Source organism: Paracidovorax sp. (assembly GCF_057642795.1).
This window is the reverse complement of record NZ_JBXYZY010000001.1, coordinates 64,930-90,171: the sequence shown is the minus strand read 5'-3', so window position 1 is coordinate 90,171 and position 25,242 is coordinate 64,930. Positions and strand designations below refer to the sequence as shown.

The window sequence follows — 25,242 nt, the reverse complement described above, 5'->3', positions numbered from 1 at the left end:
CACGGCGATGAATGAGAGCAAGCCTCCGCTTGCGCTGCGCCCCCCGTGCCATCTGCAGCGGCACAGGCCGTGCCGCAATCGCGCCTGGCCAATGCGGTGCTGGCCCTGGCCGCCCTACTCTGGGTGGGCCAGGCCGCGTCGCTGGCGGTGGCCGTGCAGCGGCTGGCCGATGGCAAGGGCTGGGCCGCCGTAGCGGGGCCGGCGCTGGCCTATGCGCTGCTAGGCGTGTTGCGCGCCACGGGCGAAGCCTGGGCCGGCCGGCGCATCTTCGCCGCGGCGCGGCGATACGTGAGCACGGTGCGGGCGCAAGCCTGCGCGGCGCTGGCACGCCGTTCCCCGCTGGATGGGGCCCGCGCGGCATCGGGCCAGGCCGCCAGCGCCATGGCCGAGCAGGCCGAGGCCTTGCTGCCCTGGCTGCTGCGCTACCAGCCCGCCCGCTGGCGAACCATGGCAGTGCCGCCGGTGCTGGCACTGGCCGTGGCCAGCCAGTCGTGGCTGGCCGCGCTGATCCTCGTCGCCGCCGCTCCGTTGATCCCGCTGGCAATGGCACTGGTCGGCTGGCAGGCCCGCGCCGCCAGTGAATCGCAGCTGCAGGCGCTCGGCGGCATGAACGGTTTCCTGCTCGACCGATTGCGCGGGCTGGCGACCTTGCGCGCACTGGGCGCCGTCGATGCCACGGCGCGCCGGCTGCGCGCCTCGGCCGAAACCCTGCGCCAGCGCACCATGCGCGTGCTGCGCATCGCCTTTCTCTCCTCCGCATCGCTGGAGCTGTTCTCGGCGCTGGCTGTGGCGCTGGTGGCCGTCTACGTGGGCTTCCATCTGCTGGGCCAGTTCAGCGCGGGCAGCTGGGGCCAACGCCTTTCGCTGGGCCAGGGTCTCTTCGTGCTCCTGCTGGCGCCCGCCTTCTTCGAGCCGCTGCGCGATCTGGCCGCCGCCTGGCACGACAAGGCCGCCGGCCAGGCCGCGCTGCAGGCGCTGACGCAACTGCAGACCCGCGATGCCCTGCGCATGCCGGGCGCTCTGGAAGAGCCACAGCACCAGCCCGATACGCCACGCGCTGCCCGTGTGGAGCTGCGCAAGGTGAGCCTGCAGCACGCGGGCGAAGCGCCGGTTCTTGCGGGCGTGGATCTTTTCGTGGGCGCAGGCGAGCATGTCGCGCTGGTGGGTGCGAGCGGTGCGGGCAAGACCACGCTGCTCTCGCTCATCGCCGGCCTGCTGCCCGTCTCCAGCGGCGAGGTGGTGATCGACGGCACGCGGCTCGAAGAAGCCAGCGCCGCCGCCCTGCGCCGCCGCATGGCCTGGATCGGCCAGAAGCCGCACATCTTCTCGGGCACCGCGCTGGACAACGTCAGCCTGGACCGCCCCGGCGTGCCGCGCCACCGCGCCAGCGCGGCGCTGCGCCACGCTGGCCTGGGCGATGCCAGCCGTGTCGTTCCGGGCAGCGCGCTGGGCGAAGGCGGCACGGGCCTCTCGGGCGGCGAAGCCGTGCGGCTGGCCCTGGCGCGCGCCGCCGCCGCCGGCCCCGCCGACCTGTGGCTGCTGGACGAGCCCACGGCCCACCTGGATAGCGCCACCGCGCAGGCCGTGGTCGATGCGCTGCTGCGCATGGCCCAAGGCCGCACCCTGATCGTCGCCACGCACGACCTGGCGCTGGCCGCGCGCATCGGGCGCGTGGTGCACATCGGGCAACTGGGTGATGCCGCCCCACGGAGAGCCGCATGAACACGCATCCGCACCGCGCTGCGCAGCGCCCCGGCCTGGGCGCCGTGCTGCGCCTCTTCATTGCCACCAGCGGCCCTCGCCTGCTGCTGGGCACGCTGCTGGCCGCGATCACGGTGCTGGCCGGCATGGCTCTGTTGGGCATTTCGGGCTGGTTCATCACGGGCACGGCGCTCGCGGGCCTCTCGGCCGCGGCGGCCTTGACCTTCAACGTGTTCATGCCCAGCGCCAGCATCCGCGTGCTGGCGCTGGGCCGCACGGCCGGGCGCTACGCGGAGCGCGTGGTGACGCACGATGCCAGCTTCGCCGTGCTGGCCGCGCTGCGCGAGCGGCTCTTTCGCGGCTGGGCGCAGCCCCAGGGCCTGCGCGATCTGCAGCAGCGGCCTGCGCGCCTGCTGTTCCGTCTGACGCACGACATCGACGCGCTCGAATCACTCTATCTGCGCGTGGCCGTACCCGCGGGCGCTGCCTTGGGGGCCGCACTGCTGGCCGGCTGCGTGCTGGGTGCGCTGGACTGGCGGCTGGGCCTGGCCACCTTCGCCTGGCTGCTGCTGTGCGGCGGCGGCGTGGCGCTCTTCGCGGCCCGCCGCGCCCGCCGCGCCGCACTGCGCCGTGCGCGCGGGCTGGAGCGGCTGCGCGAGCAGGCCATCGACCTGGTGGCCGGCCAGACCGAGCTGGCCATGGCAGGCCGGCTGGCCGCGCAATGCCAGCGGCTCGCGCGCACCGATGCGCGCCTGGCCCAGGCCGAAGACGCGCTGCACCGCCTGGAAACCCGCACCGGCTGGACCTACGCAGTAGCCGGACACGCCACCGTCGCCGCCGTGCTGCTGGCCATGGGCGCACTGGCGCAGACCGGCTCCGTGACCGCGCCGCTGGCCGCCCTGGCCTTGCTCCTGGCGCTCTCGGCGCTGGAGCCCTTCGCCGCGCTGCGCCGGGGCGCGCTGGAAGCCGGCCGCAGCGCTCTGGCCGCCCGGCGGCTGGCGCCGCGCCTGGCCGCACCCGCGGCGGAACCGGCCACACTGCCCCCGCCCGCCGCCAACGATGCGGCACTGCGCATGGACGCCGTATGCGCCGGGTATGCCAACGATGACGGCATCCTGCGCGGCATCGCCCTGACCATCGCGCGGGGCGAACGGGTGGCGGTGGTCGGCGCGAGCGGCGCGGGCAAGTCCACCCTGCTGGCCCTGGCCGCGGGCGAGCTGCGCCCGGGCGCCGGCAGCGTGCAGGCCGAGGCCGGCACCTGGCTCACACAGCGCACCGAACTCTTCCAGGACAGCCTGCGCGACAACCTGCGCCTGGCCGACCCGGCCGCGAGCGACGAGCAGCTCTGGTCCGCCCTGCAGGCCAGTGGCCTGGCGGCCGACGTGCAGCGCCTGGCGCGCGGACTGGACACGCCCCTGGGCGAAGGCGGCCTGGGTCTCTCGGGCGGGCAGGCGCGCCGGCTGGCGCTGGCGCGGCTGCTGCTGCACCCCGCCGGCTTCTGGCTTCTGGACGAACCCACCGAGGGCCTGGACGGCCCCACCGCGGCCGACGTGCTGGAGCGGCTCGCCCGCCATGCCGGCAGCCGCACGGTGCTGATCGCCACCCACCTGCGCCGCGAGGCGCTGCTGGCCGACCGCCTCATCGTGCTGGCGCAGGGCCGCATCGCGGCCGAGCACCTGCGCGGCACGCCGCCATTCGATGCCGTGCTGGCCACGCTGCGCCAGTACTGAACACACACGCACTCCCTCTTTTTCGCTCGTTCCCTCCAGAAAGGATTTCCACCATGGACCTCGACGTCGTCGGCTTATCGCGGCTGCAGTTCGCGATGACCGCGCTCTACCACTTTCTCTTCGTGCCGCTCACCATCGGGCTGGCTGTGCTGCTGGCCATCATGGAGACGGTCTATGTGATGACCGGCCGCACCGTCTGGCGCCAGATGACCAAGTTCTGGGGCGTGCTGTTCGGCATCAACTTCGCGCTGGGCGTCTCGACCGGCCTCGTGATGGAGTTCCAGTTCGGCATGAACTGGAGCTACTACAGCCACTATGTGGGCGACATCTTCGGGGCGCCGCTGGCCATCGAAGGGCTGATGGCCTTCTTCCTGGAGGCCACCTTCGTCGGCATGTTCTTCTTCGGCTGGGAACGCATGTCCAAGGTGGCGCACTGCGTGGTGACCTGGCTGGTGGCGCTGGGCACCAACTTCTCTGCGCTGTGGATTCTGATCGCCAACGGCTGGATGCAGAACCCCGTGGGCGCCAAGCTCAACCCGCAGACCCTGCGCATGGAGGTGGACAGCTTCTATGACGTGCTGTTCAACCCGGTGGCGCAGGCCAAGTTCGTCCACACGGTGTCGGCCGGCTACACCATTGCGGCGCTCTTCGTGCTGGGCGTGTCGGCCTGGTATCTGCTCAAGGGCCGGCATGTCGAGCTGGCCAAGCGCTCGATGACGGTGGCCGCATCGTTCGGCCTGGCCGCCGCGCTGTCGGTGGTGGTGCTGGGCGACGAGAGCGGCTACGCGACCAGCGCGCACCAGAAGATGAAGCTCGCGGCCATCGAAGCCATGTGGGACACCGAGCCCGCCCCGGCCTCGTTCACCGCCATCGGCTGGCCGGACCAGCAAGCCCGCGCCACGCACTATGCCGTGCATATCCCCTGGGTCATGGGCCTGATCGGCACCCGCTCGCTCGATACGCAGATCCCGGGCATCAACGACCTGGTCAAGCAGTCCGAGGGCTATATCCGCGACGGCATCCAGGCCTACGACGCGCTGCAGCAGATCCGCGCCGCCGGCTCCGACGCGGCCATCCCCAACCATGCGCGCATGGTGTTCGAGCTGCACGGCCACCGGCTGGGCTACGCGCTGCTGCTCAAGCGCTACGTGGATGACCCGCGCCAGGCCACGGAGGCGCAGATCGCCCAGGCCGCCTGGGACACGGTGCCGCAGGTCGCGCCGCTCTACTGGTCGTTCCGGGTGATGGTGGGCCTGGGCCTCTTCTTCATCGCACTCAACGCGGTCTTCTTCTGGCTGTCGGCACGCCGCCGGCTCGATGCCTACCCCTGGCTGCTGAAGCTGGCCGTGTGGTCCATACCCCTGCCCTGGATCGCCGCCGAATGCGGCTGGATCGTGGCCGAACTGGGCCGCCAGCCCTGGGCGGTGGAAGGCGTCCTGCCCACGGCCGTGGCCGTCTCTGAACTGGGCGCCGGCACCGTGCTGTTCACACTGCTGGGCTTCGCTGCCATCTACACCGTGTTGATCGTGGTGGAGATGAAGCTGATGCTCAAGGCCATCCGCAAGGGTCCCGATCCCGAGACGCCGCTCTCGCACGGGGCCGCGGCGCCGCTGATCGGCGCCGTGCCCCCGGGCACCTCGCAACCCACCACCTTTGAACCTGCCGGAGACGCAGCATGATTCTTCACACCCTTCTCGACTACGACACGCTGCGCGTCATCTGGTGGCTGCTGCTGGGCGTGCTGCTGGTGGGCTTCGCCGTCACCGACGGGTTCGACCTGGGCGTGGGCACGCTGCTGCCCTTCGTGGCCCGCAACGACGTGGAACGGCGCGTCGTCATCAACACGGTGGGCCCCGTGTGGGAAGGCAACCAGGTCTGGCTGATCCTGGGCGGCGGCGCCATCTTCGCCGCCTGGCCGCACATCTATGCCATGTCGTTCTCGGGCTTTTATCTGGCGATGTTCGCCACCCTGTTCGCGCTCATCCTGCGGCCCGTGGGCTTCAAGTACCGCAGCAAGCACGAGAGCGCCGCATGGCGCGGCACCTGGGACTGGGCGCTCTTCATCGGCGGTTTCGTGCCTGCGCTGATCTTCGGCGTGGCCTTGGGCAACGTGCTGCAGGGGGTGCCCTTCCGCTTCACGAACGACATGCGCATGGTCTATGAAGGCAGCTTCTTCGGCCTGCTGAACCCGTTCGCCCTGCTGGCCGGGCTGGTTTCCGTCGCCATGCTGGCCATGCACGGCGGCGCCTGGCTGGCGCTCAAGACCGAAGGCGCCGTGGCCGAACGCTCGCGCAGCTTCGCCACAGCCGCCTCGCTCGCCACCATCGTGCTTTACGCGCTGGCTGGCGTGCTGCTCTGGAAGGTCGTGGGCGGCTACGAGCTCGTCAGCGCCCATGTAGCCAACGGCCCGTCCAACCCGCTGGCCAAGACCGTGGCCTCGGGCGTGGCGGGCGGCTGGTTCACCAACTACCTGAACCATCCCTGGACGATGCTGGCGCCCGTGCTCGGCTTTGCCGGTGCGCTGCTGGCGCTGCTCGGGCTGCGCGCCCGCTGGGAAGGCATCACGGTGATCTTCAGCGGCCTTTCGGTGGCGGGCATCGTGCTGAGCGTGGGGGCTTCGATGTTCCCGTTCATCGTGCCCTCCTCGATCGACCTGCGCTCGGCGCTCATGGTGTGGGATGCCTCCTCCAGCCACCTGACGCTCTTCATCATGCTGGTCTGCGCCGTGGTCTTCGTGCCCCTCATCCTGGCCTACACCACCTGGGTGTACCGCGTGATGTGGGGCAAGGTGCGCACCCACGACATCACCCATGGCGACCACGCCTACTGAACACGGCCTTGCGCCTCACTACACCGATCGAAAGGAAACAACCATGTGGTACTTCGCCTGGCTTCTCGGCCTCCCGCTGGCAGCGGCCTTCGCCGTGCTGAACGCAATGTGGTACGAGCTGATGGACGACGAGGCGCGCAAGCGCCAGCCCGCCGCGCGGCGCTGAAGGCTTAGCCGATGGGTGGGGCCTCCCCCGGCACCTGAAGGCAACGCTGCGGACCAGCCCGGCCAGGACGCGCTGCGCGCGAGGGGCTGGTCCGGCATTGCCTACACTCCTCTCGGGACCGCCCACCATAGACACAGAGAGGAGATCCACCCCATGCAACTTCGCCACACGCTGCTGGCCACCAGCCTTGCGCTGGCCCTGGCCGGCCTGACCGCCTGCGGTACGCCGCAGCGCGATGCCACCGCGCAGCCGGCGGCCTCCGTCGCCGCACCCCAGCATTCCGCCATGCCCGGGGCGGAGCCGGCCGCCGCAGCGCCCGCCCCGGCGGCGCAGCAAACCGCTGCAGCCCAGGCGGCCAGCGCGGCCTACGACTTCGACATGGACATCTTCCACCCGGTCGTCGCCCGCAACGGCATGGTGGCGACCGAGCAGGAACTGGCCTCCCGGATCGGCCTGGACATCCTCAAGTCCGGCGGCAACGCAGTGGACGCGGCCGTGGGCATCGGCTTCGCGCTGGCCGTGGCGCTGCCCAATGCAGGCAACCTGGGCGGCGGCGGCTTCATGGTCGTGCACGACGCCAGGACCGGCAAGAACATCGCCCTCGACTTCCGCGAGATGGCCCCTGCAGGCGCCTCGCGCGACATGTACCTGGACGCGAACGGCAAGGTGGTGGACGGCAAGTCGCTCTACACGCACTACGCCATCGGCGTGCCCGGCACGGTGGCAGGCATGGAACACGCGCTCAAGCACTGGGGCACCCTGCCGCTGGCCCAGGTGGTGGCACCCGCCGCCGCGCTCGCGGCCAAGGGCTTCCCGGTCAGCGAGACGCTGGCCAAGATCCTGCAGCAGGAAAAGAAGAACATGGGCCAGTGGCCCGCCACGCGCGCCATCTTCTGGAAGAACGGAGAGCCGCTCAAGGCTGGCGACACGCTGGTGCAGAAAGATCTGGCCGCCTCCATCCGCCTGATCGGCCAGCAGGGCGCACGCGCCTTCTACCAGGGCGCGATCGCGCAGAAGATCGCCGCCGAGACCGCGCCGCATGCCGGCGCCGTCACGCTCGCCGACCTGCGCAACTACAAGGTGATCGAACGCGCCCCCACCACCGGCACGTACCGTGGCTACGAGATCGTCACCATGCCGCCGCCCTCTTCCGGCGGGCCGCACCTGGTGCAGATCCTGAACATGCTGGAGCCGCTGCCACTCGCCCAGTGGGGCTCCAACAGCGCGCAGACCCTCCACTACCTGGCCGAGAGCATGAAGCTGGCCTATGCCGACCGCTCCGAATACCTGGGCGATCCGGACTTCGTGAAGATCCCGCTCAAGGGCCTGACCTCCAAGGCCTACGCCGCGCAGTTGCTCAAGACCATCGACCCGAACGCCGCGCGTTCGGCCAAGAGCATCAAGCCGGGCCAGCCCCAGCCGTATGAGAGCGACCAGACCACGCACTACTCGGTGGTGGACAAGGCCGGCAACGCCGTGGCCGTGACCTACACGCTCAACACCAACTTCGGCAGCGGCATCGTCGCGCGCGGCACGGGCATCATGCTCAACAACGAGATGGACGACTTCTCGGCCAAGCCCGGCGTGGCCAACGCCTACGGACTGGTGGGCGGCGATGCCAACGCGGTCGCCCCGGCCAAGCGCCCGCTGTCGTCCATGACGCCCACCATGGTGCTGAAAGACGGCCAACCCGTGCTGGTGACGGGCAGCCCCGGCGGCGCACGCATCATCACCGCCGTGCTGCAGACCGTGGTGAACGTGATCGACTTCGGCATGAACCCGGCCGAGGCCGCGAGCGTGCCGCGCGTGCACCACCAGTGGACGCCGGACGAGCTGCGCGTGGAAAAGGGCCTCTCGCCCGACACCATCGCGCTGCTCAAGGCCCGCGGGCACCACGTGGTGGTCAAGCCCACCATGGGCCGCACCCAGACCATCCAGCTGCGCGGCGGCGCGCTGTACGGCTATTCGGACCCGCGCAACCCCGACGGCAAGACGCTCGGGTACTGAAGCTATCCGCCAGCACGTCTGCACCACCCTGCATCACGCAAGCCGCCCTCGGGCGGCTTTTTTCTTTCCGATCGCACCCCGGTAGTGCGCAGCGGCAGCAGGAGCACGGTGCCAATCCCGGGCAGCGGACCGCCAAGAAATTTCATCAGAAAGCGGCTCAGCCCCAATATCGCAAAGGACCTTCAGCTATTAAAAAAATAGCACCACCGGTTTCCCCGAACGCCACGGGCATAACAATTGCCTACAGTTCTTGCATACAAGTCTTGTAGGCGTCTGGAGCTGTTTGATGTCCCGTCTTTTCCGATCCCTCTTCGGCCAGGTCGTCCTGGCGCTGATTGCCGGCGTGGTGCTGGGCCTGCTCTGGCCCGACAAGGCCGTCGCGCTCAAACCGCTGGGCGATGGCTTCATCAAGCTCATCAAGATGCTCATCCCGCTGATCGTCTTCTGCGTGGTGGTGCACGGCATCGCCGGCACGGGCGATCTGCGGCGGGTGGGCCGGGTGGGCGTCAAGGCGCTGATCTATTTCGAGGTGGTCACCACCATCGCGCTGATGCTGGGCCTGGGCCTGGCCTTCCTCTTTGAGCCCGGCGTTGGCATGAACGTGGACCCGCGCTTGCTGGATGGGTCGGCGTTGAACGCCTATTCCTCCAACGCCGACAAGCTGGCGAGCGGCGGCTTCAGCGACTTCATCCTCAAGCTCATCCCGACCACGGCCATCAGCGCCTTCTCCTCGGGCGACGTGCTGCAGGTGCTCCTCTTCTCCGTGGTCTTCGGCGTGGCGCTGTCGCTGCTGGGCGAGCGAGGCGCGCGCGTGGCGGGACTGATCGAGGAGCTCTCGCTGGTGCTGTTCAAGATCATGGGTCTGCTCATCCGGCTGGCGCCGCTGGGCGTGCTGGGTGCCATCGCGTTCACCGTGGGCAAGTACGGCATCGGCTCGCTCAAACAGCTGGGCATGCTGGTGGGACTCTTCTACGTCGCCGTCATCGTGTTCGTGACCGTGGTGCTGGGCCTGATCATGCGGGTGTCGGGCTTCAGCCTGTTCAAGCTGCTGCGCTATCTGCGAGAAGAGCTGGCGGTGGTGTTCGCCACCACCTCGTCCGACAGCGTACTGCCGCAGGTCATGGCCAAGCTCAAGAACATGGGCATCCGCGATTCGACCGTGGGCCTGGTGATTCCCACCGGCTACTCGTTCAACCTCGACGCCTTCTCCATCTACATCACGCTGGCCGCCGTGTTCATCGCCCAGGCCACCAACACGCCCATCGGCATGGCCGACCTGCTGACCATCCTGGCGATCTCGCTGGTCACCTCCAAGGGCGCGCACGGCGTGCCAGGCTCGGCCATCGTGGTGCTGGCCGCCACGCTGCACGCGGTGCCGGCCATCCCGGCCATCGGCCTGGTGCTGGTGCTGTCGGTGGACTGGTTCATGGGCATCGCGCGTGCCCTGGGCAACCTGATCGGCAACTGCGTGGCCACGGTCGCCATCGCGGCCTGGGAGGGCGACATCGACCACGAACGCGCCCACGCCGTGCTGAACGCCGAGAACGTCCCACCCATTGCCTGAGGCACACGCCGCTTCGCGGCCAGGCCGGCGCTACGCGCAGGCAAGGCCCACCCGGACACGGCGCAAAAACACAATGGGTATCCCTCGCTGAAAAAGATACTTATTGACACATGCATCGCCTCTAATAGACGACGCCTTTCGCCAGCATCAACAAGGTATTCCATGCTGCACACACTGCGCTCCCGCATCCTCTTCATCACCACCGCCACGGTGGTCTGCGCACTGGCCATCACGGGCGCGGCCACTTACCACATCACCCGCACCAATACGTTCGAGACCATCGAGCAGGACCTGAACGCAGTGGCCGCAGGCAACGCCATGGCCGTGGACAACTGGGTGGATGCGAAGGGCGGCGCCGTGAAGGCCACCGCCGCAGCCGTGCAGTACGGAGACCCGCAGGGCTTCGTGGCGCTGATGGGCAAGGCCAACGGCTTTCCAGTCGCCACCGTGGGCTGGAAGGACAAGACCTTCCTGTCCACCACATCCACCCCTGCGGGCTACGACCCCACGGCTCGCCCCTGGTACAAGACCGGCGCCGAGGCCGGCAAGCTCACCGTCACCAAGCCCTACGGCGACTCGACCACCGGAGTTCCCTACGTGGCCTTCGTGGCGCCCATGCTGCGCGACGGCCAGCTCGAAGGCGTGCTGAGCGGCGCCGTGCCGCTGGACGGCGTGCGCGAGGTGGTATCGGCCATCCGGCCCACGCCCAAGAGCTTCGGCTTCGTGGTCAACGCCGCCGGCCAGATCCTGGCCCACGCCGACACCAAGCTCGTGCTCAAGCCGTCCGCCGACATCTCCCCGCTGCTCACGCCCGCCACTCTGGCATCGCTGACCCCATCGAGCCAGCCGCTGGAGATCGACCTGGACGGCGCTGCCAAACTGCTCAAGGGGCAACCCATCCAGGGCACCGACTGGATCCTGGTGGTGGCACTGGACCGGGCCGAAGCCACGGCAGGCCTGGGCAAAGTGCTGCACACCTTGATCATCGCCATCGTTCTGCTGGCCCTGTCCGCTGCCGGCATCGGGGCGGCGCTCACCTCCGCGTCGTTCCGCCGCCTGTCCGAAGTGCGCGACGCCATGGACCAAGTCGGCTCGGGCAACGGCGACCTGACCCACCGCCTGCCGGTCCACGGCAAGGACGAGGTCGCGCAGATCTCCGCGTCGTTCAACACCTTCGTGGACAAGATCGGCGCCGTGCTGCACGACGTTCGCCGGGGCGTCGATTCCATCAAGACCGCCACCGATGAGATCCGCGCAGGCAACCAGGATCTGTCCAACCGAACGGAGGGCTCGGCCAGTGCGCTGCAGGAAACCTCCGCCTCGCTATCGGAGCTCACCGGGACGGTGCGGCAGTCGGCGGACGCGGCCGCGCAGGCCACGCGCCTGGCGCAGTCTGCCAGCGTCACGGCCGCGCGCGGCGGCGAGGTGGTGGCCAGCGCCGTGGCGACCATGGACGAGATCACCGCAGCGTCGGCCAGGATCGGCGAAATCATCGGCGTCATCGACTCCATCGCCTTCCAGACCAACATCCTGGCGCTCAACGCCGCCGTCGAAGCCGCCCGTGCGGGCGAGAACGGCCGAGGCTTCGCTGTGGTGGCCAGCGAAGTGCGCAGCCTGGCGCACCGCAGCGCCACCGCAGCCAAGGAGATCAAGACGCTGATCGACGCGTCGGGCGCCAGCGTGTCCACCGGAACGCAGCGCGTGCAGGCAGCTGGCAAGACCATGGGCGAGATCGTGCGGGACATTCAGCAGGTCGAGCAGATCATCGGGGAGATCAACGCCACCATGAATGAGCAGAGCAGCGGCATCGGCCAGATCAACCAGGCCGTCGCCGAGATGGACCGCGCCACGCAGCAGAATGCCGCCCTGGTCAAGGAGTCCACCGCAGCGTCAGCCGTGCTCAACGACCAGGCCCACAGCCTGGCACGCATCGTGGGGACCTTCCAGCTCGACAAGAACCCACCCGGGTCGCAGCTGGCGGCATTGACGCTCTGAGAAGGAGCAGCCCCGGCCCCACAATCGCCTCATGACCATCAGCCCGCTACAAATCGCCCGCCAAGTCGTCGAGTCCATCCTGGCCCAGAAACTTGCGCCCGGCGAACGGCTGGGCGAGCAGGATCTGGCCGATCTGTTCAAGGTCAGCCGCACGCTGGTGCGCGAGGCGCTGATGCAGTTGCAGGCACGCGGCTTTGTCGAGGTGCGGCCGCGGCGCGGCTGGTATGTGGTGGAGCCTTCGGTGGACGATGCGCGCGACGCCTTCTCCGCGCGACGCATCATCGAGTCGGGCATCCTCGCCGAAGCCGGCCTGCCGCTGCAGCGCGCCGTGGTGAAGCGCCTGCGCGCGCACATCGACGAGGAGCGCCAGGCCATCGAAGGCGCCGACGCCGCGACCCGCGCCTTCTTGTTGGCGGATTTCCACGTATGCCTGGCCGATGCCATGGGCCACCGCAGTCTCTGCGGCATCCTGCGCGACCTCACGGCCCGCACCACGCTGGCCGCGTCCCTCTACCAGTCGCAGCACGACGCCAGCGAATCCTGCGCGGACCATGGCTCCATCGTCGAAGCCCTGGAGGCCGGCGACACAGCCCTTGCGCGCGAGCGCATGCTGGCGCACATCGGCCAAGTGGAAAACGCCTTGAACCCCGCGCAGCCGCGGGTGCGCGACCGGCTGCGGGAATCGCTGGCGCCGCTGCCGGCTGCCGCGCGCGACAGCTGACGCACGTCCTGGCCCGGGCCACACAGATCCTGCCCTTTTCCGACCGCGCCGCTGCGGGGCCTGCCAGATCCGGCATTCCACCCTCGCCGGCCAGCCGGGCGCATCCGCGGCAGCCGGCGCCCGCACCCCAGGGCCTTGCCCTGGCCCAAGGGGTGCAAACCACCCGGCCATCCCGCGCATGCATTTTGCTCACTCCGCCGGCAAGCGGGTAACTCCCAGGCATTACACCGATCCAGTGCCTTGGAACGCCCGGCTAATTTGTATACAAACATGGATGCATTAAACGAGTGCAAAAACACCCGCCGGCCCCAAACCATGCACCAGGAGAAGCCATGTCCACTGTGATCAGTACTGCCAGCGCCACGCCTGCGCCGGTGTCCAACGCCTCGAACAGCGCGTCGCCGCACTCCGGCAATGCACTCATCAAGCCGGGATACGACCCGCGCCTGACCAATGAAGACCTCGCCCCGCTGAGGACGCAGACCTGGGGCCAGTACAACATCTTCGCGTTCTGGATGTCCGACGTACATAGCGTGGGCGGATACGTCACGGCCGGCAGCCTGTTCGCGCTCGGGCTGTCGAGCTGGCACGTGCTGGCGGCACTGCTGATCGGCATCGTGATCGTGCAGTTCTTCTGCAACCTGGTGGCCAAGCCAAGCCAGGTGACGGGCGTGCCCTACCCCGTGATCTGCCGCGCCTCTTTTGGCGTGCTGGGCGCGAATATCCCGGCCATCATCCGCGGGCTGATCGCGGTGGCCTGGTACGGCATCCAGACCTATCTGGCTTCCAGCGCCTTCATGATCCTGGCACTGCATTTCTACCCGTCGCTCGATGCCTATGCCGATGTCACGCGGCACGGCTTCGCGGGCCTGTCCACGCTGGGCTGGGTCTCGTTCATGGTCATGTGGGTGCTGCAGGCCCTGGTGTTCTGGCACGGCATGGAAGCCATCCGCCGCTTCATCGACTGGGCCGGCCCGGGCGTGTATGTGGTGATGGCCATTCTCTGCGGCTGGCTGGTCTGGAAGGCCGGCTGGAAGAACATCGACCTGAATCTGGGCGGCGTGCGCTTCCAGGGCTGGGACGCGGTGCCCGTGATGCTCTCGGCCATCGCGCTGGTGGTGAGCTACTTCAGCGGCCCCATGCTCAACTTCGGCGACTTCTCGCGCTACGGGAAAAGCTTCGAGGCGGTGAAGAGGGGCAACTTCTGGGGTCTTCCCGTCAACTTCGTTTTCTTCTCGCTGCTGACCGTCATCACCACGGCCGCCACGCTGCCCGTGTTCGGCGAACTCATCACCGATCCCGTCCACACCGTGGGCCGCATCGACTCCACCACCGCCGTGGTGCTGGGCGCGCTCACCTTCATGATCGCCACCGTGGGCATCAACATCGTGGCCAACTTCGTCTCGCCGGCGTTCGACTTCTCCAACGTCGCGCCCCAGCACATCAGCTGGCGCACGGGCGGCATGATCGCCGCCGTGGGCTCGATCTTCATCACGCCCTGGAACCTCTACAACAACCCGGAGGTCATCCACTACACGCTGGACATCCTGGGCTCATTCATCGGTCCGCTGTTCGGCATCCTGATCGCCGACTACTACTTCGTGCGCCGCCAGCAGGTGGACGTGGATGACCTCTACACCATGAAGCCCGAAGGTCGCTACTGGTACCAGGGCGGCTACAACCCGCGCGCCGTGATGACCATGGTGCCCGCAGCGCTCGTGCCCATCCTGTGCGTGATCGTGCCCAGCTGGCGCGGCGTGGCCAGCTATGCCTGGTTCATCGGCATGGGCCTGGGCCTGGTCATCTACCTGGCACTGAACCGCAAGAAAAACTAACCCGAGAAGGAGCGTGCAGCGCCCATGCGTATCAAGATCATCAATCCCAACACCACCTGGAGCATGACCGAGAAAATCGGGGCCTGCGCGCGCGCCGTGGCGCGGCCGGGCACCGAGGTCATCGCCGTGAGCCCCGCCATGGGTCCGGCCTCCATCGAAAGCCATTACGACGAGGCACTGGCCGTGCCTGGCCTGCTGCAGGAGATCGCCCGGGGCGAGGCCGAAGGTGCGGATGGCTACGTGATCGCCTGCTTCGGCGACCCCGGCCTGAAGGCCGCGCGGGAGCTGGCACGCGGTCCGGTGGTGGGCATCGCCGAAGCGGCCATGCATCTGGCCAGCATGGTGGGCTCGCGGTTTTCGGTGGTCACCACGCTGGGCCGCACCAGGGGCCAGGCCTGGCACCTGGCCGAGATCTACGGCATGGAGCGCTTCTGCGCCAACGTGCGCACCTGCGAATTGCCGGTGCTGGAGCTGGAAGTGCCCGGCTCGAACGCCCGCGAGCGCATCACGGACGAATGCCGCCGCGCCCTGGCCGAGGACGGCTGCGACACCATCGTGCTGGGCTGCGCCGGCATGGCCGACCTGTGCGAGCACATCAGCGGCGTGCTAGGCGTGCCGGTGATCGACGGCGTGGCAGCCGCCACCACCCTGGTCGAATCGATGGTGACGCTGCGCCTGTCCACCAGCAAGCACGGCGAGCTGGCCCCGCCGTTGCCCAAGGCCATGACTGGCGCATTGGCCGGCTTCACGCTGAACGCAGCGCAGGGCTGAAACCGCGGCGCGCGGCCCGGAACCACAATAATCGCGCTATGCCACGCGCCCGCCCCGCCCCTCAGCCCCCCGCCAACGCCACCGCTGCCGCTCCGGCGCCTGCGATACCCAGAAAGCGCGCGGCCCGCAGCGCCGCTCCGCCCGCAGAAGCCCCGCCCGCCGCCGAAGGCACGGGCGAGCCGGCGCAGGCCTCCATCGAAAGCATCGCCCGCGACCTCGCCACCGCCATCGTGGAAAAGCGCCTGCCGCCCGGCACCTGGCTGCGCGAGGAGGCGCTGGGCCGGGTCTATTCGGTCAGCCGTACCAAGATCCGCGCCGCGCTGGTCATGCTGGCCAAGGACCGGCTCATCGAGACCATCCCCGACAAAGGCTCGTTCGTGAGCCGCCCCAGCGTGCAGGAGGCGCGCGAGGTGTTCGCCGTGCGCCGCATCCTGGAAAGCGAGGTGGTGCGCCTCTTCGTCGCCCGCGGCAAGCGCGCCGACTACCAGCGGCTGGAGCAGCACATCCATTTCGAGCGTGCCACGCTCAAGGGCGGCACCGCAGTCGGCCATGTGCAGGAACAGCTGCTCGGCGACTTCCACGTCGCGCTGGCCGAGATGGTCGGCAACAAGACCCTGGCGCAGCTGGTGCGCGATCTGGTGGCGCGCTGCTCGCTCATCGCCATGCTCTACCACTCGTCCAACGACGCGCACTGCGCATCGGACGAGCACGCCGACTTCCTGCGCATCTGCCGCAGCGGCGATGCGGATGCGGCCGTCCAATGCATGGTGGAACACCTGGCACGCATCGAAACCAGCCTGGATCTCGACTCCGAGCGGGCCGACCGGCAGCTCGATCTGGTCAAAGCGCTGCTGGCCTGACCGATCCGCCAGGCGCGACCATCCTGGCCGTCGCCATCGGCGTGGGCGTAGCGCCCCGCTTCCGCAAGGGGATGCGGCAATCCGGTATTCTGCTGGCCTCGATCACCGCCGTGCTCCTGAATGTCTTCTTCAATGGCGCCCGCCGCGACACCTCCGCGGCCGTGGACGCTGCCCGGCAGGCCGGCGCGCACTGACGCCGGCCCGCACCTTGAGCGAGCCAACGCACCGGGGGCCCTCTCACCGAAGGCCCCCATCGCCCGCTGCGCCGGCAGGTCATGCACAAAACGCATGTGACATCGCCGGCGCCGCGCCGGCACGGCGTTAAGCTCGACGGGCAAAGCCTTTCCGCACCTCGCTTTTTCTCGGTACACCGTATGACAAAACAACTCTCCGCCGCCGAAGCGGCCCTGCGCGAAGCCGCGCTCGAATACCACCGCAGCCCCGTGCGCGGCAAGATCGCCGTGACGCCGACCAAGCCCCTGTCCAACCAGCGCGACCTGTCGCTGGCCTATTCGCCCGGCGTGGCCTACCCGTGCCTGGACATCCAGGCCGACCCGTCCCTCGCCTTCGACTACACCTCGCGCGGCAATCTGGTGGGCGTGATCACCAACGGCACCGCCGTGCTGGGCCTGGGCGACATCGGCCCGCTGGCCGGCAAGCCGGTGATGGAAGGCAAGGGCTGCCTGTTCAAGAAGTTCGCCGGCGTCGATGTGTTCGACATCGAGCTGGCCGAGCGCGACCCGGACAAGATCATCGACATCGTGGCCGCGCTGGAGCCCACGCTGGGCGGCATCAACCTCGAAGACATCAAGGCGCCCGAGTGCTTCTACATCGAGCGCGAGCTCTCCAAGCGCATGAACATCCCGGTGTTCCATGACGACCAGCACGGCACAGCCATCATCTCCAGCGCCGCGCTGCTCAACGGCCTGGAACTGGTCGGCAAGGACATCGGCGCCGTGAAGGTGGCCGTCTCCGGCGCCGGCGCCGCCGCCATCGCCTGCCTGGACGTGATGGTGGGCCTGGGGGTCAAGCGCGAGAACATCTACGTGGTGGACTCCAAGGGCGTGATCTACGAAGGCCGCGGCCCGCTGGACGAATCCAAGGCCCGCTACGCGCAGAAGACCGAGGCCCGCACCCTGGCCGACGTGGTGAACGGCGCCGACGTGTTCCTGGGCTGCTCCGCCCCCGGCGTGCTGACGGCCGACATGGTCAAAACCATGGCCGACAAGCCCATCATCCTGGCGCTGGCCAACCCCGAGCCCGAGATCCGCCCCGAACTCGCCAAGGCCATCCGCCCCGACTGCATCATCGCCACCGGCCGTTCGGACTACCCGAACCAAGTGAACAACGTGCTGTGCTTCCCCTACATCTTCCGCGGCGCGCTCGATTGCGGCGCCACGAAGATCACCGAAGCCATGAAGCTCGCCTGCGTGCGCGAGATCGCCGACCTGGCCAAGGCCGAGATGAGCGACGAAGTGGCCGCCGCCTACGCCGGCCAGGAACTCTCGTTCGGCCCCGACTACCTGATCCCCACGCCCTTCGATGCGCGCCTGATCCTGCGCATCGCGCCGGCCGTCGCCAAGGCCGCGCAGGAATCGGGCGTGGCCACGCGCCCCATCGAGGACTACGCCGCCTACCGCGAGAGCCTGACCCGCTTCGTCTATCAGACCAGCATGTTCATGCGCCCCGTGTTCGCCGCCGCCAAGGCCGCGCCCCAGCGCGTGGCCTATGCCGAGGGCGAGGACGACCGCGTCCTGCGTGCCGCGCAGGTGGCCGTCGATGACGGACTGGCCAAGCCCATCCTGATCGGCCGCCCCGCCGTGATCGAGATGCGCATCAAGAAGGCCGGCCTGCGCATCCAGCCGGGCCGCGACGTGGAGATCTGCGACCCCGAGGACGATCCGCGCTTCCGCCAGTACTGGGAGGCCTACCATCGCCTGATGGGCCGCGACGGCGTGACGCCCGAGACCGCCAAGGCCGCCGTGCGCCGCTCCAACACGCTGATCGGCGCGCTGATGGTGCACCTGGGCGATGCCGACGCGCTGCTGTGCGGCCTGGTGGGCCGCTTCGACAGCCATCTGGACCACATCCGCCAGGTCATCGGCCTGAAGGAAGGCGTGCCCGGCTTCGCCACCGTGAACGCGCTCATGCTCGACCAGCACACGCTGTTCATCGCCGACACCTACATCAACGAAGAGCCCGACGCCGAGCTGCTGGCCGGCATCGCCCAGATGGCGGCCGACGAGGTGCAGCGCTTCGGCCTGCCGCCCAAGGTGGCCTTCCTGTCGCACTCCAACTACGGCTCGTCCACGCGCCCCTCGGCCCGCAAGATGCGCGCCGCGCGCGACCTTTTCGCGCAGGCCGCGCCGCACATCGAATGCGACGGCGAAATGCACGGCGACACGGCCCTGTCGGAAAGCGTGCGCAAGAACGCGCTGCTCGAGTCCACGCTCACCGGCGCGGCCAACGTGCTGATCTGCCCCAACCTGGACGCCGCGAACATCCTGTTCAACGTGCTCAAGACCACCGGCAGCCACGGCACGACCATCGGTCCGATCCTGCTGGGTGCCAAGGCATCGGCCCATGTGCTGACGCCGTCGTCCACCGTGCGCCGCGTGGTCAACATGACGGCATTGGCCGCGGCCAATGCAGCCGCCGCCAAGGCAGCCAAGGCCGGCTGACCACCCGCCTGCGCCTACCCTGCAAACGCCGCGCCCAGCGCGGCGTTTTTCATGGGGCAGGCCGGCGCGGGCCACGCCGCGCAATGGGCGTGGACATGACGATGGAGGTGCGCGTCTCGCCCCAGCGGTTGATATCGCTGAGAAAGTCTTCCAGAGCGGCCATGCCGGCCACGGCGACGGTCATCAGATAGGAGTCGGCACCGGTCACATGGTGGCACTCCACCACCTCGGGGCGGCCACGCAGCGCCTTCAGCAGGGCCTGCTTGTGCGGCTGCGCCACCGTGATGCCGACGACGGCCTGCACCGGCAGACCCAGCAGGGCGGGGTCGAGATCGGCATGCACGCCGCGCACCACGCCGCTGGCCTGCAGCCGCTTGAGGCGTTCCGCCGTCGCGGCGATCGACAGGCCGCTGGCCTGGGCCAGGGTCTTGAGCGGCGCACGGCCGTCGGCCTGCAGCGCCTCGATCAGCTTCCAGGCCTTGTCGTCCAGATGCAGGCTTTCGGTCATGTGGCCGATTGTCCATAAAGATTCTTTCGCCAGGCCAGCCATGCCGTAAAAATCCGCTTCGGGATCGGCGGCACGCGGCCTACGATCAAAGGCATGGATTCTTCCGAGCCTCTGCACCTCTTCGCTTCGTCGCTGCTGATCGGCCTGTCGATCGCCGTGCCCGTTGGCCCCATAGGCCTGCTGGTCATCCAGCGCAGCCTGGACCAAGGGCCGCGCGCCGGCCTGGCCGCCGGGATGGGAGCCGCCGCGGCGGATGCCGTCTATGGGGCCATCGGCGCTTATGGCGTGCACTGGCTGACGCAGTCGCTGGTCAGCCTGCGCGTGCCGCTCACGCTGTGCGGCACCGGCTTCCTGCTGTGGACGGCCTGGCAGCTGATGCATGCGCCCGCCGGCACGAAGGCGGCCGCTGCAGCACCCTCGCAGGGCGTACTGCACAGCTTTCTCGGCACCTGGGCCTTGACCCTGTCCAACCCCGCGACGATTCTGTCCTTCGTGGCCCTCTTCGGCGCGCTGGCAGGCCGCTCGGCCGTGTCATCGCCAGGCATGATGGTGGCAGGCGTGCTGGCCGGATCGGCGCTCTGGTGGCTGCTGCTCAGCGCGCTGGTGGGCCGGCTGCGTGGACGCTTCGATCCGCGCTGGCAGCGGGCGACCCATCGGGTCAGCGCAGCGATGCTGACAGGCTTCGCCCTGTGGCAGCTGGTCTCGCTGGCAAGATGAGGGCTTCGCAAGCGGGAGGCAGCGGCGGCCACAGCAGACGGGCACCGCGCGCCAGCGCAGGCACCACAACGGGGCGCCCCTTGCTTGCGCACGCCGCATCGACTTGAATTTGTATACAAATGGCGGGCATCAATCTTGCAAATCTTGGCCTACAAGCGCGCGAAGCCCGCCCTGTAGCCCGCGACGGCCCACGCTTTCCTTGACCCAACGGAGTCCCGCATGAAGAAACGTTCCCTGCTGCAAGCCGCGCTGGCCCTGGCCACGGCCAGCGCATTCGCGCTGCCCGCATCCGCCCAGACGCTGACGCCCATCAAGTTCCAGCTCGACTGGCGCTTCGAAGGCCCTTCGGCCTTCTTCCTGCTGCCCGCCGCCAAGGGCTACTTCAAGGATGCAGGCCTCAACGTCACGGTGGATGCCGGCAATGGCTCCGGCAGCGCTGTGCAGCGCGTGGCCTCGGGCAGTTACGACATCGGCTTCGCGGACATGGCCTCGCTGATGGAATTCCACGCCAACAACCCTGACGCCAAGAACGGCCCCATCGCGGTGATGGTGGTCTACAACAACACGCCCGCTGCCGTCATGGCACTCAAGAAGAGCGGGATCGCCAAGCCCGCCGACCTCACGGGCAAGAAGTTGGGCGCTCCGGTGTTCGATGCAGGCCGCCGGGCCTTCCCGATCTTCGTCAAGGCCAACGGCGTGGGCGCCGTGCAGTGGACGGCCATGGACCCACCGCTGCGGGAAACCATGCTGATGCGCGGCGACGTCGATGCCATCACCGGCTTCACCTTCACCTCGCTGCTGAGCCTGGAGGCGCGTGGCGCCAAGGCCAGCGACGTGGTGGTCATGCCCTATGCCGATTTCGGCGTGAAGCTCTATGGCAACGTCATCATCGTCAACCCCAAGCTGGTCACGGAGAACCCGCAAGCCATCAAGGCCTTCCTCAAGGCCTTCACGCGCGGCGCCAAAGAGGTCATCGCCAATCCTGCCGCCGCCATCGCCTATGTGAAGGAACGCGACGGCATCATCAACACGCAGCTCGAGACGCGCCGCCTGCAACTGGCCATCGACACCGTGGTCAACAGCCCAGACGCCCGCGCCGAAGGCTTCGGCCAGCTCAAGCCGCAGCGGCTTTCGCTGATGGCTTCGCAGGTGTCGGACGCCTACTCCACCAAGACACGGGTCAACCCCGAAACGGTATGGAACGGCAGCTTCCTGCCGACGGCCGCCGAGCTGAACATCCTGCCGCGCAAGTAACGACGCCTGGGGCGCGCCGGCCTGGCTCCCGCGCGGGGCTGCGGCTGGTCGCTCTCATTTCAATAGCTTAAGGCACTGGATCGACCTGCGCCGGCGGCATATTCCCTACACCACACCCATGCAGGCCGAAGCTCCCTATTTCGTGGACTTCCGTGATGTCTGGCTCGCCTACAACGACGAGCTGCTCGCACAGAACCACTTCGCCGTCGAAGCCATCGACCTGCAGGTGCGGCAGGGCGAGTTCATCGCCATCGTCGGCCCCTCGGGCTGCGGCAAGTCCACCTTCATGAAGCTGGCCACCGGCCTGCGCATGCCTTCCATCGGCAAGATCCGCATCGACGGCCAACCCGTCACCGGACCGCTGAAGATCTCGGGCATGGCCTTCCAGGCGCCCTCGCTGCTGCCCTGGCGCACGACGGTGGACAACGTGCTGCTGCCGCTGGAGATCGTGGAGCCCCATCGCAGCCAGTTCAAGGCCCGCCGCAAGGAATACGAGGCCCGCGCCCGCGCCCTGCTGCAGAAGGTAGGCCTGGGCGGCTACGAAGACCAGTTCCCCTGGCAGCTCTCGGGCGGCATGCAGCAGCGCGCGAGCATCTGCCGCGCGCTCATCCATGAGCCCAAGATGCTGCTGCTCGACGAACCCTTCGGCGCGCTCGACGCGTTCACGCGCGAAGAGCTCTGGTGCATCCTGCGCGACCTGCAGGCCGAGCAGCGGTTCAACGTCATCCTCGTCACGCACGACCTGCGCGAAAGCGTGTTCCTGGCCGACACCGTCTATGTGATGAGCAAGAGCCCGGGCCGCTTCGTCGTCAGGCGCGACATCGACCTGCCGCGCCCGCGCGAGCTGGAACTGACCTACACCAAGGAATTCACCGACATCGTGCTGGAGCTGCGCGGCCACATCGGGGCGCTGCGCAAGGCCGGCGGGGAGATCACGCAATGACGAGCATCATGAAGAACGCCGCGCACCGCCGACGCATCGAGCGCTGGTCGCCCTGGGTGCTGCTGTTCGCCGTGATCGTGCTCTGGCAGGTCATCTGCTCGGGCCTGGGCATCTCGGAATTCATCTTTCCCAGCCCCGGCGCCATCTGGAGCCAGCTGGTCGAATTCAAGTGGATCATCGCTGGACACGCCTGGCGCACCTTCTGGGTGACCATGGCAGGCTTCGGCATCGCCATCGTGGTGGGCGTGCTGCTGGGCTTTCTGATCGGCTCCTCGCGGCTAGCGTATGCGGCCGTCTATCCGCTGATGACCGCGTTCAACGCGCTCCCGAAGGCCGCGTTCGTGCCCATCCTGGTGGTGTGGTTCGGCATCGGTGCGGGCCCGGCCATCCTCACGGCCTTCCTGATCAGCTTCTTCCCGATCATGGTGAACATCGCCACGGGCCTGGCCACGCTGGAGCCCGAACTGGAAGACGTGCTGCGCGTGCTGGGCGCCAAGCGCTGGGACGTGCTGATGAAGGTCGGTCTGCCGCGCTCGCTGCCCTACTTCTACGGCTCGCTGAAGGTCGCCATCACGCTCGCGTTCGTGGGCACCACGGTGAGCGAGATGACCGCCGCCAACGAGGGCATCGGCTACCTGCTGATCTCCGCGGGCTCGTCGATGCAGATGGGCCTGGCCTTCGCGGGCCTGATGGTGGTGGGCGCCATGGCGATGGTGATGTACGAGCTCTTCAGCGTGCTGGAAAAGCACACCACCGGCTGGGCACGGCGGGGATCGCAGGGGGAGTGAGGGCGCGCGGGCCCGGGCCCGGCGCCATGGCGCAACCCTACAATTTCCGCATGCCCACCTACCGCGAAGCCACCGAAACCGACCTCCACGCGATCTGCGCGCTCGGCGAGGAAGTGAACGCGGTCCACCACGAGGCCTTTCCCGGCATCTTCGCAGGCCCGGGCGAACCGCACCGGGACGCAGCGCACTGGCGCAGCAGCATCGGCCGGGAAGACGCCACGACCTTCGTCGCCGAGTCCCGGGGCGGGCTGGTCGGCTTCGTCACCGTCAGCATCGTCTCGGAATCCCACACGCTGCTGAAGCCCATGCGCTTCGGCCGCGTGGGCAGCGTGGGCATCACCGCCAGCCAGCGGGGCCGGGGCATCGGCAGGGAATTGATGCAGCGGGCCCAGGACTGGGTGGCGCAGGGGGGAGGCGTCGAAGTGCGTCTGAACGTCTGGGCGTTCAACACCCATGCGCTGCATGTGTATGAAGAGCTGGGCTATGAGGTCCGCTCGCTGTTCCTGGTCAAGCCGCTGGGCGCCCAGGCCTAGGGAACGCAAATGCCCCGCCGCACAAGACCCCACCTGCTGCGCGCCAGCTTCCGGCCCGACGCCGACATCGACGAGAGCACCTACCCCTACAGCATCCCGGCCGTCGCGCAAATAGACCAGATCGACTTCCATCCCAACGTCACCTTCTTCGTCGGAGAGAACGGCGCGGGCAAATCCACCGTGCTGGAAGCGCTGGCCGTGGGCCTGGGATTCGGGCAGGAAGGCGGCACAAAATCCGTGCGGCTGCAGACGACGTTCCAGCAAGCTTCCGTCTCGCCGCTGCACGGCGACCTGCGGCTGGCCCGCGCCGCGCCCATTCCGAAAGACGGCTACTTCCTGCGGGCCGAGAGCTTCTTCAACGTGGCGACCTACATGGACGACATGCCCGGCCACAACGGCTACGGCCACCGGAAACTGCACGCCCAGTCGCACGGCGAATCGTTCATGAGCGTGCTGACGCAGAAGCTGCGCGGCGACGGCATCTACTTCCTCGACGAACCCGAGGCCGCGCTATCGCCCAACCGCCAGCTGGCGGCGCTGTGCGCCATCCACCAGCTGGTCGAGGACCACTCGCAGCTCGTCATCGCCACGCACTCGCCGATCCTGCTGTCGTACCCGCACGCGAAGATCATCCTGTTCGACGGCACGGGCGTGAGCGAAGTGGCCTTTGAGGACACCGAGCATTTCGAGGTGACGCGCGACTTTCTGAACAACTACCCGAGGCGGCTGGAGCAGTTGCTGGACGACGCGCCGGAAGCGTGAGGGCTTAGAACGTGTTCACGTTCTAAGCCTGCAGGCCTGCGGCCTGCAACAATCGGAGCCACCATGCCCCGCTTCGCCGCCAACCTCTCGCTGCTCTACAACGAGCTGGACTTCCTCGACCGCTTCGCCGCCGCCGCCCGCGACGGTTTCGAGGCGGTCGAATACCTGTTCCCCTACGCCTGGCCGGCCCAGGAACTGGCCCGTCGCCTCAGCCCCCTGGGCCTGCAGCAGGTGCTGTTCAACGCCCCGCCCGGCGACTGGGAGGCGGGCGAGCGCGGCATCGCCTGCCTGCCCGGGCGCGAGGCCGAATTCCGAACCGGCATCGCCCAGGCCATCGAATACGCGCAGGCGCTGCGGTGCCCGCGCATCCACGTGATGGCGGGCCTCGTGCCGCAAGGCGCCGACCCGGCCGCCGTGCGCGCCACCTATATCGCCAACATCCGCCATGCCGCAGCGCAGGCTGCGCCGCACGGCATCCGCATCCTGATCGAGCCCATCAACGGCCGCGACATGCCGGGCTTCTTCCTGAACCGCCAGGACGCCGCCCATGCGCTCATCGCCGAGATGGGTGCCGCCAACGTGCAGGTGCAGATGGACCTCTACCACTGCCAGATCGTCGAGGGCGATCTGGCGGCGAAGATCCGCCAGTACGTGCCCACCGGCCGCATCGGCCACCTGCAGATCGCGGGCGTGCCCGAGCGGCACGAGCCCGACGTGGGCGAGGTGAACTACCCCTATCTCTTCCGGCTGCTCGACAGCCTGGGTTACGACGGCTGGATCGGCTGCGAATACCGCCCCGCGCGCGGCGCGGCGCCGCACGCCACCAGCGACGGGCTGGGCTGGCTGCGCCCCTGGCGACCCGCGCGCAGCTGATAG

The 25,242-nt window shown here is 68.5% G+C and carries 21 protein-coding genes and 1 pseudogene; 21 read left to right on the top strand and 1 reads right to left on the bottom strand.

The genetic code is table 11. The features are described from left to right. Positions 1–45: 45 nt before the first annotated feature. The 14 genes and pseudogenes from cydD to AC3A84_RS00340 all read left to right on the top strand — a co-directional run bounded on the left by cydD (position 46) and on the right by AC3A84_RS00340 (position 18,861). Positions 46–1,722, top strand: coding sequence for a thiol reductant ABC exporter subunit CydD (gene cydD / locus AC3A84_RS00405; protein ID WP_487967793.1), 1,677 nt, complete (start codon positions 46–48; stop codon positions 1,720–1,722). After that, positions 1,719–3,431: an amino acid ABC transporter ATP-binding/permease protein gene (locus AC3A84_RS00400; RefSeq protein ID WP_487967792.1), complete on the top strand. Its 1,713-nt coding sequence runs from the start codon at positions 1,719–1,721 to the stop codon at positions 3,429–3,431. Before cydD ends, AC3A84_RS00400 begins: the two co-directional genes overlap by 4 nt. A gap of 53 nt (positions 3,432–3,484) precedes the next feature. Then, positions 3,485–5,110, top strand: coding sequence for a cytochrome ubiquinol oxidase subunit I (locus tag AC3A84_RS00395; protein WP_487967791.1), 1,626 nt, complete (start codon positions 3,485–3,487; stop codon positions 5,108–5,110). After that, positions 5,107–6,261 (top strand): cytochrome d ubiquinol oxidase subunit II, encoded by a 1,155-nt coding sequence (gene cydB / locus AC3A84_RS00390; protein WP_487967790.1) that lies wholly within the window; start codon positions 5,107–5,109, stop codon positions 6,259–6,261. The genes AC3A84_RS00395 and cydB overlap by 4 nt, the downstream gene beginning before the upstream one ends. A 43-nt stretch (positions 6,262–6,304) precedes the next feature. After that, positions 6,305–6,427 (top strand): cytochrome bd-I oxidase subunit CydX, encoded by a 123-nt coding sequence (cydX, locus tag AC3A84_RS00385; protein ID WP_487967789.1) that lies wholly within the window; start codon positions 6,305–6,307, stop codon positions 6,425–6,427. A gap of 153 nt (positions 6,428–6,580) precedes the next feature. Then, the gene (gene ggt, locus AC3A84_RS00380; RefSeq protein WP_487967788.1) at positions 6,581–8,434 is read left to right on the top strand and encodes a gamma-glutamyltransferase; all 1,854 of its coding nucleotides are present in this window, start codon (positions 6,581–6,583) and stop codon (positions 8,432–8,434) included. Between the two features lie 286 nt (positions 8,435–8,720). Continuing rightward, positions 8,721–9,998 carry a C4-dicarboxylate transporter DctA gene (locus AC3A84_RS00375; RefSeq protein WP_487967787.1) on the top strand — a complete coding sequence of 426 codons (1,278 nt, stop codon included), beginning with the start codon at positions 8,721–8,723 and terminating at the stop codon, positions 9,996–9,998. Positions 9,999–10,160: 162 nt separating this feature from the next. Beyond that, positions 10,161–11,993, top strand: a complete 1,833-nt coding sequence (locus AC3A84_RS00370; RefSeq protein WP_487967786.1) for a methyl-accepting chemotaxis protein — start codon at positions 10,161–10,163, stop codon at positions 11,991–11,993. A 31-nt stretch (positions 11,994–12,024) separates the two neighbouring features. Beyond that, a complete protein-coding gene (locus AC3A84_RS00365) occupies positions 12,025–12,714 on the top strand; it encodes a GntR family transcriptional regulator (protein WP_487967785.1) in 690 nt (229 codons plus the stop codon). Between the two features lie 332 nt (positions 12,715–13,046). Further along, positions 13,047–14,549 (top strand): NCS1 family nucleobase:cation symporter-1, encoded by a 1,503-nt coding sequence (locus AC3A84_RS00360; protein WP_487967784.1) that lies wholly within the window; start codon positions 13,047–13,049, stop codon positions 14,547–14,549. A gap of 24 nt (positions 14,550–14,573) precedes the next feature. Then, positions 14,574–15,320, top strand: a complete 747-nt coding sequence (locus AC3A84_RS00355; protein WP_487967783.1) for an aspartate/glutamate racemase family protein — start codon at positions 14,574–14,576, stop codon at positions 15,318–15,320. Positions 15,321–15,424: 104 nt separating this feature from the next. After that, complete coding sequence (locus AC3A84_RS00350) at positions 15,425–16,180, top strand: GntR family transcriptional regulator (RefSeq protein WP_487968211.1); 756 nt, start codon at positions 15,425–15,427, stop codon at positions 16,178–16,180. 14 nt (positions 16,181–16,194) lie between these two features. Then, a pseudogene (locus tag AC3A84_RS00345) lies at positions 16,195–16,374 on the top strand (purine permease); the annotation flags it as partial. Between the two features lie 180 nt (positions 16,375–16,554). Continuing rightward, on the top strand, positions 16,555–18,861 hold the full coding sequence (locus AC3A84_RS00340; protein WP_487967782.1) for an NADP-dependent malic enzyme: 2,307 nt from the start codon (positions 16,555–16,557) through the stop codon (positions 18,859–18,861). 49 nt (positions 18,862–18,910) lie between these two features. Here the strand turns inward: AC3A84_RS00340 and AC3A84_RS00335 are convergent, their stop codons facing one another. After that, positions 18,911–19,369, bottom strand: a complete 459-nt coding sequence (locus AC3A84_RS00335) for an Lrp/AsnC family transcriptional regulator (RefSeq protein WP_487967781.1) — start codon at positions 19,367–19,369, stop codon at positions 18,911–18,913. Positions 19,370–19,462: 93 nt separating this feature from the next. On the opposite strand from AC3A84_RS00335, the gene AC3A84_RS00330 reads away from it, so the two are divergent. From AC3A84_RS00330 to otnI, 7 genes are all read left to right on the top strand, one after another. Next, entirely contained in the window at positions 19,463–20,086 is a 624-nt protein-coding gene (locus AC3A84_RS00330) for a LysE family translocator (RefSeq protein ID WP_487967780.1), read from the top strand. 219 nt (positions 20,087–20,305) lie between these two features. Further along, positions 20,306–21,340, top strand: a complete 1,035-nt coding sequence (locus tag AC3A84_RS00325) for an ABC transporter substrate-binding protein (protein WP_487967779.1) — start codon at positions 20,306–20,308, stop codon at positions 21,338–21,340. A 118-nt stretch (positions 21,341–21,458) separates the two neighbouring features. Further along, positions 21,459–22,283 carry an ABC transporter ATP-binding protein gene (locus AC3A84_RS00320; RefSeq protein ID WP_487967778.1) on the top strand — a complete coding sequence of 275 codons (825 nt, stop codon included), beginning with the start codon at positions 21,459–21,461 and terminating at the stop codon, positions 22,281–22,283. Next, positions 22,280–23,071, top strand: coding sequence for an ABC transporter permease (locus AC3A84_RS00315; RefSeq protein ID WP_487967777.1), 792 nt, complete (start codon positions 22,280–22,282; stop codon positions 23,069–23,071). The genes AC3A84_RS00320 and AC3A84_RS00315 overlap by 4 nt, the downstream gene beginning before the upstream one ends. Positions 23,072–23,121: 50 nt before the next feature. After that, positions 23,122–23,604: an N-acetyltransferase family protein gene (locus AC3A84_RS00310; protein ID WP_487967776.1), complete on the top strand. Its 483-nt coding sequence runs from the start codon at positions 23,122–23,124 to the stop codon at positions 23,602–23,604. Positions 23,605–23,613: 9 nt separating this feature from the next. Beyond that, positions 23,614–24,366: an AAA family ATPase gene (locus AC3A84_RS00305; protein WP_487967775.1), complete on the top strand. Its 753-nt coding sequence runs from the start codon at positions 23,614–23,616 to the stop codon at positions 24,364–24,366. Between the two features lie 63 nt (positions 24,367–24,429). Then, positions 24,430–25,239, top strand: a complete 810-nt coding sequence (gene otnI, locus AC3A84_RS00300; RefSeq protein WP_487967774.1) for a 2-oxo-tetronate isomerase — start codon at positions 24,430–24,432, stop codon at positions 25,237–25,239. The last annotated feature ends 3 nt before the right edge of the window (positions 25,240–25,242 follow it).